The following is an 11,856-nucleotide window of genomic DNA, read 5'->3' on the forward strand; positions in this document are numbered from 1 at the left end:
GAATTAGTTAAGGCTATGGCAACCTTTCAATAAACTGAATCCCGGCAACGGGACTGAAACAGTAAACTTGGCTTTGCTCTTGGTCTGACTACTGGTCTTTCAATTAACTGAATCCCGGCAACGGGACTGAAACAAGCATTTAAGCTTACCGAATCCGTTGTAGTTGAAAACTTTCAATTAACTGAATCCCGGCAACGGGACTGAAACGTTTCAACATTTTTATCATGTCCGGGTCTACTCCTCCTTTCAATTAACTGAATCCCGGCAACGGGACTGAAACATTCCCCATCCTTGCGTTCCGGCCCTAGCACCTCCGCCTTTCAATTAACTGAATCCCGGCAACGGGACTGAAACATCCTGTACTAGGCTTAATGCCCAAAATTCAAGTCCTTTCAATTAACTGAATCCCGGCAACGGGACTGAAACAATGTGTCTGCAAAGCAAGCGGCTAAATGACCGAGCTTTCAATTAACTGAATCCCGGCAACGGGACTGAAACATTCAATTTTCAATGGATTGGGCAATGCAAGCAGGCTTTCAATTAACTGAATCCCGGCAACGGGACTGAAACAAACTCGTGACAATATGACTGTTTATTTAGGGTCTAGACTTTCAATTAACTGAATCCCGGCAACGGGACTGAAACATCGAAGGTGATTTGATAATGGGAGCCGGCCCTTGGCTTTCAATTAACTGAATCCCGGCAACGGGACTGAAACTTTTTACCTATCGGCTGCTACACATAAAGATCCACCTTTCAATTAACTGAATCCCGGCAACGGGACTGAAACATCGCAAGAGACATTTAAATTTGATTTTCGCCCTGATAAGCTTTCAATTAACTGAATCCCGGCAACGGGACTGAAACACGGAATGATTGCGCCCCGGAAAGAGAAACGGTTGCTTCGCTTTCAATTAACTGAATCCCGGCAACGGGACTGAAACACGGGATTGCCAACTGTTTGACCTGGTACATAAACTTTCAATTAACTGAATCCCGGCAACGGGACTGAAACATGGAATAGGCGGTGCAATTGGTAAGTGGGGCGCAGGCTTACTTTCAATTAACTGAATCCCGGCAACGGGACTGAAACATAGGGGTATCAACATTTTCTCAGACACTTGCGTTCGCAAATGCAACTTTCAATTAACTGAATCCCGGCAACGGGACTGAAACACCTAGAGGAAATCATCGCCGAAGCTGAGAGCAGCATCCTCAGCCTTTCAATTAACTGAATCCCGGCAACGGGACTGAAACTCTACACTCCCTACACCCAAGGGTTCTGCTGCGTTGCTTTCAATTAACTGAATCCCGGCAACGGGACTGAAACCTCGATTTAATCTTCCAGCGGACTTCTACTTCGTTGGATCTTTCAATTAACTGAATCCCGGCAACGGGACTGAAACAAATCTTGCAGACTGTTTTTACCGGCGAACTTCTTGAGTCTTTCAATTAACTGAATCCCGGCAACGGGACTGAAACTGTAGTCGAGATTGTGCAGGATTCGCTGTCGTAGCACTTTCAATTAACTGAATCCCGGCAACGGGACTGAAACCGCAAATCTTGGTGAGTCACTGGCGAGCCGTCGGCTTTCAATTAACTGAATCCCGGCAACGGGACTGAAACCCTTTTGCTCAGCTTGGAAGATTGCCAGAGCGTTCGCAGCTTTCAATTAACTGAATCCCGGCAACGGGACTGAAACGCACCGATCGCGCTTAATATCCGATTGCTTGTGGAACTTTCAATTAACTGAATCCCGGCAACGGGACTGAAACTTGGGAGTCCGCCAACTGTCAGGGTCTTTCGGCGGTGCCGCCGATTTAAGCTTTCAATTAACTGAATCCCGGCAACGGGACTGAAACTTTAAAAAGGATTATTGTTTTTTAACTTTGACTCAACTTTCAATTAACTGAATCCCGGCAACGGGACTGAAACAGTTTATTTATGTAGCAAAGCTGGAATGTTTGCCCACTTTCAATTAACTGAATCCCGGCAACGGGACTGAAACATCACATGGGGAACTCAATATCCCAGCCAGAAAGGCTTTCAATTAACTGAATCCCGGCAACGGGACTGAAACAATTTATTTTTCATGTAGAGTCAGCAAATGGGATCTTTCAATTAACTGAATCCCGGCAACGGGACTGAAACATGATGATTGCAGGACTTGTTAAAGCTTGGCGTTTCTTTCAATTAACTGAATCCCGGCAACGGGACTGAAACACAACGGCCTGAACTTCGGGGCTAGGTGCCGCAAAAGTTGGCTGCTTTCAATTAACTGAATCCCGGCAACGGGACTGAAACCATCCGGCTCAATGGAAAGCTGCAACTTTATGCCAAGCTTTCAATTAACTGAATCCCGGCAACGGGACTGAAACATTCCAGAGAAGTATTCGTTTATCCCCGCCAAGAATACTTTCAATTAACCCAATCCCGGCAACGGGACTGAAACTCATCCTCTTATTTCTCGTGACTCATCCCAAAACTCGTAAAAACCGGGTTGGGCTCCCCACGCGCAATTCCAGCTTGAATATGCCAAAAACCCGCAGCGCGGCTATCCCCAGCAAGAATCGCCCCTAACCCCTGTTCAACTGCTCGAATCGGCACCCCAAAATTGAAATAAGATAACAAAAGTTCGATCGCGCGCACGTACAAAAAAAATCGGCAAGGAGTCGCGGAGTGACAGAGGGCCAAGACACACCAACACCAGCACAGATTGACAATCGGGACTATTCCTGGCCCTTGTGGCCGATCGTCCCAATCTATCCCTACAGCAAGCGGCGCACCATCCGCAAAGAAATAGTCAAAGACAGCATCTGGACTTTTGACCAACTCCAAGGCATTTTCTACGTAATTGTGCCGGTGCGGATGACAGTAATTAAACTAGAACCCCAAGGCCTTCTAGTCTACGCCCCCGTCGCACCGACTCCGGAGTGCATCCGCTTGCTAAACGAGTTAGTCGCAGAGCACGGCGAAGTTAAGTATATTTTGCTGACAACAGTTTCCGGCATCGAACACAAAGTTTTTGTCGGCCCCTTTGCCAAGTGTTTTCCCGCAGCCCTGGTGTTTGCGGCCCCCGGGCACTGGAGTTTCCCGCTGAATTTGCCCCTCTCGTGGCTGGGTTTGCCCGCCAAACGCACCTCTGTACTGCCCTGCGACAGCAGCAGCACGCCCTTAGCAGGTGAATTTGACTGGGCAATCCTCGGCCCGATCGACCTCGGTTTGGGCTCCTTTGCCGAAGTTGCCTTGTTTCACAGGCGATCGCGCACCCTAATCGTAACCGACTCGGTAATTTCCATTCCCGAAAATCCGCCCGCGATCGTCCAATTCGACCCCTACCCGCTGCTGTTTCACGCCAAAGACAGCGCCTCGGACTTGGTAGCAGACACCCACGAAAATCGGCGCAAAGGATGGCAGAGAATCGCCTTATTTGCCACGTATTTTCGCCCCAGCGTGCTGGAAACGCCGCCTTGGGGGGGAGTGTTGGCTGACGCACTCAAAGCGCCAGAACGCTCTCGAAAAGCTTATTTTGGGTTGTACCCGTTCCAGTGGAAAACTGATTGGGTGCGATCGTTCGAGGCTTTGCGGGGTGGAGGGCGGCCGCTGGTAGCCCCGGTGTTGCAGGCTTGGATTCTCAACCGCGCGCCGAGGGAAACTCTCGATTGGGCCGAGAGAGTCGCGAGTTGGGATTTTGAGAAAATTGTACCGTGTCACTTCGATAGTGCGATCGACTGCAACCCCCGTCAATTTCGGCAAGCATTCTGCTTTCTAGAAAAATACTCGCCTGTTAATTCTTTACCCGAAGATGATTTGAAATTGCTCAGGGATATTAATGCAGGTTTGAATAAAACCGGTTTAGTTCCGCCGGCCAAAGACAAAGTGTAACAGTCATCATCTACGTTTCATATCAATTCCGGTTGCACTCAAACATGATGTTGACTGTTGACTGTTGACTGTTGGCTGTTGACTGTTGACTGTTGACTGTTGACTGTTGGCTGTTGACTGTTGACTGTTGACTGTGAATCTAACAACTAAAAATTGCGCCGAGATAGGTGGCGACTTGTAAAAATCATTCATGAATTGCCCTCTAATTTATCACCTGACAATGCAGCCGGAAACGATATCATGCGAAATCCGGGTTTTGGAGATTCTTTACAAACCAGTCGGCGCAGGCCGACTTTGTTTCTGTAGACGCGGTTTCAACCGCCGATCGTAACTTTCCCCGGTTTCAACTTTACTCTTTAACCACCACAATTGGCCCCACTAACTGCTCTTTAGCTAACTCTTTTTCCCCGATCAACTCTAACAACTTATTCCAATCATTTCTTGATTTTTCATCCTGCGGCGAAACTAACAGCAAATTGCCCAAACGAGTCAGCGAATCGTACCAAATATCAGGTGCGCCGGCATTAATCGAACGCTCAGTTTCCGCAGTCGCCGCTACCCGATTCAGCCATCCATCTACCGCCAAATCCGATCGAGAGCGCGTACTGTTTTTGCAGTACAATCTCAAGTACCAGCGATAAGACTTCCCCTCTGCCAAAGCATACTCTGGAGATGGGGGCAAACTAATGCTCACAATTCCCGGAGTTTTAGGTAGCTCGAAAGCAGTCTCGTAAATTAAAGTTTTCTCGTCTAAAGTCAGCAACACAAATTCTCCCTTTTTGATATCTTCAGGGGAATATGGAATGTAGAACCAAAAAGTAGGATGCTCAGAAGTAGTCGATCGGAAATTATCGCGGGGACTCAAAGCAGTAAGCGGGCGATCGGTTTTTTTGCAAGACAAGTTAGTTGGATCGAGTCCTCCTCCTGGCTTGGTATTAGAAGGGGGATTTGTATTAGTTGTTGTGGATACTTTAATCGGAGAATTGGCAACCGCCGATGCCGAGCCGATCGCCCAAATTAAAGCCCACAATAAATGCCATCGTATTTGATACATAAAAATGTTCAACAGTTGACAGTTGACAGTTGACAGTTGACAGTTTGAGAGCGACCTCTACCTAGAAGGAAGAGGATTGGAGTAATGAATAGTCTGATTTTAATTTCTCCCTCACTCGTGAGAGGCTTTCAACCAGTTCTTTCTGGTAAACTCAAACTATTTGCAATTACCTTTTGAGCGCATAACGGTCGTAAATAAACCAAATACAACCGGTACAAATTAAAGCCATAACTGAAGGAATTAACGGCATCCAACCGCCAAAACTCAACATGACGATCGCAGCTTGATACAAGACAAAAATTACCAAACTTCCGCCCGCTGCCAACACTAAGGGCGATCGCCCGCGCCAAGCCAACAGCCCGCCAGCCAAAGCCGCCAGCCACACAACAATAGCATCTCCCCACTGCATCCCTTGCCACTGAGGCAAAACCCACAACAGCCGTCTTTTGTCAATTACAGCGCTGAGAATTTGACTTACCATGTGCGCTTGAATCCACACTCCCGGCATTTTACCGTAAGCAGTATCAGAATTATTTCCGACAGTTTCCGAAGCGTGACCGATTATCACTATTTTACCTCTGACTAGATCGGCGTTTATTTTCCCCTCCAAAACTTGCTGAAGCGTCACTTTAAAAGCAGGTTTCGGATTGGCTCGGTAGTTGAGCAATATTTGATTTACTCCCGCATCTATATTTTGATATCCTCCTGTACGAACAGCCAATCTCGGAAATTTAACACCCCCAATTACCAACTCTTCATTAGCATTTTTCTCCATTTTATAGCCTTGATTTTCCAAAAACCGCAAAGCTAACAGCAAACTGAAACTGTTCGGACTTTTGCAATTGTCGGTAAAACTGGAAAGATTTGGGTGATAAGATAAAGGTTGAATGCGAATGCTCTCGCCTTTCTCGTTAGGTTTTTCGTCTTTAACTAAATTGCTGAAACCCACTTGGTTGTTTAATTGGTTCTGAGAAAATTCCGGCGGTGGTTCGTGCCTTTTGGCAGCGTTGTAGGCGCAGACAGTAATCAGATTGGGATTTTTTTTAAACAGGTCAATTAAATCTTCGCGCCCTGGAGGTTGGGCTTGATAGCGGTGCATATTCAAACCAATTGCTAAAGGTTTAAACTGCTCCAATTTTGCCAACGCCTTCGCTAAAGTAGCATCATTTTGAGGATAGTTATACTTGACAGCATCGCTATCAGTCACCTCTACAAGCAACAAGCGATTGTCGATTAATTCAGGTTCGCGCAGGCCCATAAGCCGATCGAACGCCGCCAATTCCCGCGCCTGCATCGCCCCGAAATAGCGCCCTCCCATCACGGCCCAAGTACAAGCCGTACTCGCCAATATTACCGACACCAAACTCGAAACCACCTTGACAGGCGGCTTCGGTGCGGGAGGACAAACATCGGGAAGAGATTTGACAATTGCAGGCGCATCGGGCTGAATCAAAAAATCGCTCCAAACCGGAGGCACCGCGGCCGGATGCTGCCAAATTACAGGCAACCAACTAGCACAAGGAAACCGATTCTCCATAGTCTCCAACCGCTGTCGCGCTTCCCTCGCCGCTGCGTACAAAGACTTCCCAGCCACAAACTCTTTAAGGAAAAACTTTAAAAATTCTTGGGCTACAAAATCCGGCACTAACTCCCGCATTAAAATCATTTGCGGAATCATTTGGAAATCATCTAATTTTGTAGCCAAACCCAAGCCGTCGCAGCAGTTAAATATTGCCAGTTGCAAACCGTTATTCACTGCTTTTTTCAAGCCGTACCACAACTCATCAATAGTCAAACAGTCTGTTTCATTAATATAAATTTTTCCAGTATCATCTTCAGTTTCGCCGTGTCCAGCAAAAAATATAATATCCCAAGATTCTTCCCAAAGTCGATCGTTAATTTCTTCCCGTTTCGGTTCTACTAGAAACTTCACTTCAGCATTGGCAGACAAATTATTGAAACTTTTCCTGTCTTCCGCGACATTAATACCATCGCTGTTTCCCAGAATTACTAAAATTTTTACGCGAGATTTGCGGACGGGTTTTCGCAGTTTTTCCGAGCTTATATAATTTAATTTGCTCAGCGAAACTTCAGCTTTCGAAAATCTTTCTGTAAACAAATTCCACCGATGCCAGGGCAGTTTTTGCAAGTGCTTGTCGTCGGTACAAATCAGCACTCTTGCCTCTTCATCTTTATTTAAATTATCCCCGATCAATCTGTCAACATTGGCAAACTCTGGACAATTCAGCCAATCATTCAGCATCTGAGCTAATTTTTTCCCAGATTCTGTGCACTCATTCAAAGAATGTCTGTTGCTAATCTTTTTAGGTTTAATCCGAAAAGACAATCCTTTCGCCGACTTCACAGGGCTATATTTTTTTACATTTTTATGCAAAAACTGGTAAATTAAATCCCCAGTTTTTCGACTGCTGCCGCGGGAATGCGCCCCCAAAGTTCGATATTTTTGCTGCCAGTGTTCCTGTTCAAAAGCCGCCAATTCCGGGTTGGCTGGCAAGATTTGTTTCCCAGTGATATCCGTCAAGCAAAACTGATTATTTTCGGCAATTTGTAAACTATAACGAAAACCTTGTGTTTCGCAATTTCCGTCTAATTTTATGACAACTAACTTATCCATAACTCACACCCCCCTATTGATAAGTAACGATTAAATCCAGAAATTTTCAGTCGCGCTAGACTCGCCCAAAACCAATTTAACTGTAAAAAATTCTCCCGGTTCTCCGCTAAACTCGAATAGCAAATTTTCCGATGAATTTGCTCTAGCCTGCATCAAAGTTTCACCTCCATCGTCAAGCAAGATCAACTGCAAATTGTTGGGCAAATGAGTTTGACCTTTTGCTGGATAAACCACTACCGAAATATCGATATCGGGTTCCTCAGTTGTCATCAATTCCACAAACAAAGCCACTTGCTCTTTTTCCGACTCTAAGTTGACTATTTTGCCTCCTTTGACTGGTAGGCGGACATTTGAGCGATCGCTGATTTCTGCAACTTGGGAACTTCTGAAAGCAAACTGCAATTCGGGTTTTGATTCAAACAGTTTTTCTGCTGTCTGCCAGCCGATATCGAAAACATTGTGCAACCACTGACTGAGATGTACTGGTTTGAGTTCTTCGTCCAAGTATTCTGCTTTGAGTTCGTGCAAGTATTCTAGCAGGTTTTCGATCGGCTCCAACTCCTTAATTGGAAGTTTTGCCCGATCGGCCTTTTTGACAAATCCCAGCAACTTCACCTCTTGCTGCGATGGGGCAATCTCCACCGCAACGCAACCAATTCTGTCCGATCGCACTTCTGCCGGAATGGCGACAAAATCTTCACCGGGGCTTACCGGGCGGCACTCCAGCTTGCCAATATCTTTGACATCCAAATCTGCAACATCCATGAATTTCTGGACAACAGGATGCCAAATACTGCTGGCGGCCAAATCTGTCTCTATTTCCATACACTGAAAGTAAAAATTCACCGCCTGCACCACCACAGCATTCAGATAAACCTGTTTGGCTGTTTTGGGATCTGTTTGTTGCTGGGAAAGCGTTTGAGCGTTCAGGTGCACTGCTGGGGCGATCGGTATTGTCAAAACAAAATCAACTTCTGTGTTATTCATGATTACTCCCTGCTTTTGGTACATAATGTTCTACAAGTATTCTCTGAATCTGGGTGCAAATTTCTCCAAACCTCTCAGGTAAAAACTGCTCAAACTAGAAACGCTTACTCCTAACTCATTGGATATATCCTGCCAACTTTTCTCTTCTATTATTTTGTTCGCCAGCAATAATTTAAAATTGACGTGCGGGTACTTTCTCATCACTTCGCATTGAAAAACATCGTCCGGATCGTCTGCAATCATATCGAGCAAAGCAGCTCCAATTTGATAGGATTCATTTTGCAGTTGCTGTTTTTCCAGTTGATTGAAAATTAGATCCATATCTCCGTAGCATACAGTGGATAATTCTCGGCGACCTATAACTTTAGGCGTAGCTTCCTGAAAGCATTTAATCATCAAGAAGTTTACCCACTGGCTGACTTTATTCTCAGGTCGATAGTTGTGAATTTCCCGGCAGATCCGCAACAGCAATATCTGTCGGGCTTCTGCACAAATTTCCCGATAAACTTGTGCGGAAAATTTTGTATTTTGGGGAATTTTAACAATTTTATATGTTTCAACTTCCATGATGAATTTGGTCACAGCTTGCTGTCGCCCTAAAGTTTTAGGCTGGTAATTTTTAGCGGCTATAGCTAGCTGTTTTAGCCGATCGTCAATTTCATCCTTAGTAGGCATCTCTTGTTCCAAGGGTACTCAGAAAAATTGTTTCCCACCAGCGATGCAGGCCGCCGGAGTTCAGGTAATTTGCCGAAGATGGGCTGGCGCGGTGCGATCGCATCCTCCTGCATAGCCCTCTATTTCTCTATCTGTCTGGATTTGCGATTTTTACGCAAAACTTCTGCATAAGTTACAAAACTTTACATAAATCGCGAATTTCTGGGTGCGGGGGCTATTTTTGTGCGCGGGCGATCGGGCGGCGCAAAGCTCGCATCCGTTGATTTTGTGGGGCTTCACCCACTCGGCACCATTGTCAAGAACGGGCTCTTGGGCCCATTCCAGAAGAGATGAATTTTCTTGTGGAACAGGCTGTCCGGCCTGTTCCTAAACAAGTAATTGAGAATGGTGCAACATCTCAGGGTTTCACCCACTCGGCACCGGTTGAGTTTTTCGCCGGAGAGATATTGGGCGTTTGTCTTGAATGCTATAATCGGGCTGCGATGCGGGCACAGTCAGTTAGTCTTGGACGCACGCGAGTCACAAACCCGGTTTCTTTAACCATCGCTAGCACAGTCATTCGATTTTAGATTTTAGATTTTAGATTTTGGAGGCGACCCCACAGATAAATTCGGGGGCTTGAGGATTTGAGATTTTGGATGCTTTCGATTGATTCGGCGGATCGATCGCGTGACGGGTACCACCTTTGAAATTCGCTTGTCAACCATTCGCACGTTAGATATTCGCTTTGCGGTGCCCGACGATCGCACTCCCAAAAAGCTGCTGCAGCCAAATGCGCCGTTAATACCACTGCCAAAAATGCAATTTTAGCAAAACTCTAAACCTTGATTTCATCAGTCATTCTCAACAATCAAAAATCTTCAATACGAAAATAGCAAATGGTACAACCGCACCAAAACCATGCAATACCAATCCCCGCAGCACCGTCAAAAACACGCGGCTCAGAAAAAACTTAAAACAGCTATCTTTTACTGTTTGACAGCAATATTTTTCTGCTGGAGTACCGCGAACCTCCCTACAATTGCCCAAAACACAAACCGGGGCGGACTTAACGGGTCAGAAATGAGAGAGATTCTCGATCGCGGAAACCTCACCGAAGCCGTCACCAGAATCGAAAACGACTGGGAAGAAGACTATCAAAAATACTTGCAACAAGACTTTGCGGCCCGTACAAAAACCGCAGAAGCTATCTCAAAAACTCTCTCCCGCCTAGCAGTTCAAACCCAGAAAAAACCCGCTTTAATTTACGCCATTCCGCGCACCGACCAACTAGAATTAATCTTAATACTGCCCGATCGCCAGCCAATTCTCCGCAGCGTCCCGTCAGCCAAACAAGAGACACTGCTCAATGCCGTCAAAGAATTCAGAAGCGAAATCACCAACCCCGTAAAACTCAACACCACCAGCTATCTAAAACCGGCCCAACAACTTTATCAATGGATAATTGCGCCCCTAGAAACAGATTTGCAAACAGCAAAAATTGAAACCTTGCTGTTTTGCGTCGGCGAAGGTTTGCGAACCGTACCCCTAGCAGCAATGCACGACGGAAAGCAATTTTTGATCCAAAAATACAGCCTCGCCCGCATCCCCGCGTTCAAATTCACCGACACTAACTACGCCAACCTCAGAAACACCCAAGTCTTGGCAATGGGAGCGTCAATTTTCTCAGAAACGGCGAACAAACAACCGCTACCGGCAGTCCCGCTAGAATTGAGCGCGATCGCCCGACAGTGGCCCGGCGAATCTTTTCTCAACGAAGATTTCACCATAGTAAACTTGCAATCCCAGCGCGTGCAACAAAGATACGGCATCATCCACCTCGCCACCCACGCCGAATTCCGCCCCGGAACCCCAGATAACTCCTACATTCAATTTTGGGACACCAGACTCAGACTGGATCAAATGAGAGATTTAAAATGGAACAATCCGCCGCTGGAACTGTTAGTATTGAGCGCCTGTCGAACCGCCTTGGGAGACAAAGAAGCAGAACTGGGATTTGCCGGTTTAGCGTTGCAATCGGGAGCAAAATCAGCTCTAGCCAGCTTGTGGTACGTGTCAGATGCGGGGACTCTGGCGCTGATGACAGAGTTTTACCAGCAGTTAAAAATCGACAAGCCGAAAGACCCTCCTATGATTAAAGCTGAAGCACTCAGACAAGCACAAATTGCTGCGATCGAGGGTAAAGTCACCATAGATAACGGTCAACTGCGAAGTTCTAGGGGCGAAACTTTTTTACCTCTGTCCATCCCCAAACTCGACAGCAAAGATTTATCGCATCCTTATTATTGGGCAGCTTTCAGCATTATCGGCAGTCCTTGGTAGGTGGGGAAAGAGGCGTTGCTGAATACAAATATGAATTCAAGATTTCCCAATTGCTATAAGCCAAGTATGGTGAGCTTTGTAACATCAAGCGAAAAGTTGATTCATATTTAGAATCAGCAACGCCTTTTTTTTACCGCAGAGGGCGCAGAGACCGCAGAGAGAAGAGGGAAGAGAGGTCTTGTGGTAATGTCAAATCCAGTACAGTCAGCTCGCTCGAATTTCTCTCCTCTTTCTCTGATTTCTCTGCGGTTAGATATTTGAGATGTTAAATCTGGCGTTGCTGAATACAAATATGAAT

9 protein-coding genes and 1 CRISPR repeat array are annotated in these 11,856 nt (G+C 46.1%); of the genes, 4 read left to right on the forward strand and 5 right to left on the reverse strand.

The window, feature by feature from the left end; all coding sequences use genetic code 11:
- Positions 1 to 23 precede the first annotated feature (23 nt).
- A CRISPR array of direct repeats spans positions 24 to 2,452; the repeat unit is 37 nt; unit sequence CTTTCAATTAACTGAATCCCGGCAACGGGACTGAAAC.
- Positions 2,453 to 2,679: 227 nt separating this feature from the next.
- Positions 2,680 to 3,885 (forward strand): DUF4336 domain-containing protein, encoded by a 1,206-nt coding sequence (locus WBA89_RS18220; RefSeq protein ID WP_424408623.1) that lies wholly within the window; start codon positions 2,680 to 2,682, stop codon positions 3,883 to 3,885.
- Positions 3,886 to 3,891: 6 nt separating this feature from the next.
- Here WBA89_RS18220 and WBA89_RS18225 read toward each other — a convergent pair whose 3' ends face one another.
- From WBA89_RS18225 to WBA89_RS18245, 5 genes are all read right to left on the reverse strand, one after another.
- Positions 3,892 to 4,077, reverse strand: a complete 186-nt coding sequence (locus tag WBA89_RS18225; protein WP_424408624.1) for a hypothetical protein — start codon at positions 4,075 to 4,077, stop codon at positions 3,892 to 3,894.
- Positions 4,078 to 4,234: 157 nt separating this feature from the next.
- On the reverse strand, positions 4,235 to 4,939 hold the full coding sequence (locus WBA89_RS18230) for a DUF928 domain-containing protein (protein WP_424408625.1): 705 nt from the start codon (positions 4,937 to 4,939) through the stop codon (positions 4,235 to 4,237).
- A 166-nt stretch (positions 4,940 to 5,105) separates the two neighbouring features.
- Positions 5,106 to 7,574, reverse strand: a complete 2,469-nt coding sequence (locus tag WBA89_RS18235; RefSeq protein ID WP_424408626.1) for a CHASE2 domain-containing protein — start codon at positions 7,572 to 7,574, stop codon at positions 5,106 to 5,108.
- A 30-nt stretch (positions 7,575 to 7,604) separates the two neighbouring features.
- Positions 7,605 to 8,561 carry a DUF1822 family protein gene (locus tag WBA89_RS18240; protein ID WP_424408627.1) on the reverse strand — a complete coding sequence of 319 codons (957 nt, stop codon included), beginning with the start codon at positions 8,559 to 8,561 and terminating at the stop codon, positions 7,605 to 7,607.
- A 30-nt stretch (positions 8,562 to 8,591) separates the two neighbouring features.
- Complete coding sequence (locus WBA89_RS18245; RefSeq protein WP_424408628.1) at positions 8,592 to 9,236, reverse strand: hypothetical protein; 645 nt, start codon at positions 9,234 to 9,236, stop codon at positions 8,592 to 8,594.
- Between the two features lie 3 nt (positions 9,237 to 9,239).
- Here WBA89_RS18245 and WBA89_RS18250 point away from each other — a divergent pair, with 3 nt between their 5' ends.
- The 3 genes from WBA89_RS18250 (at position 9,240) to WBA89_RS18260 (ending at position 11,558) form a co-directional block, all read left to right on the forward strand.
- Entirely contained in the window at positions 9,240 to 9,407 is a 168-nt protein-coding gene (locus WBA89_RS18250) for a hypothetical protein (RefSeq protein ID WP_424408629.1), read from the forward strand.
- Between the two features lie 477 nt (positions 9,408 to 9,884).
- Complete coding sequence (locus WBA89_RS18255; RefSeq protein WP_424408630.1) at positions 9,885 to 10,046, forward strand: hypothetical protein; 162 nt, start codon at positions 9,885 to 9,887, stop codon at positions 10,044 to 10,046.
- A 90-nt stretch (positions 10,047 to 10,136) separates the two neighbouring features.
- Positions 10,137 to 11,558 (forward strand): CHAT domain-containing protein, encoded by a 1,422-nt coding sequence (locus WBA89_RS18260; protein WP_424408631.1) that lies wholly within the window; start codon positions 10,137 to 10,139, stop codon positions 11,556 to 11,558.
- The last annotated feature ends 298 nt before the right edge of the window (positions 11,559 to 11,856 follow it).

Origin of the sequence: Microcoleus sp. (genome assembly GCF_049646505.1) — a bacterium.
Lineage (GTDB): Bacteria > Cyanobacteriota > Cyanobacteriia > Cyanobacteriales > Microcoleaceae > Microcoleus.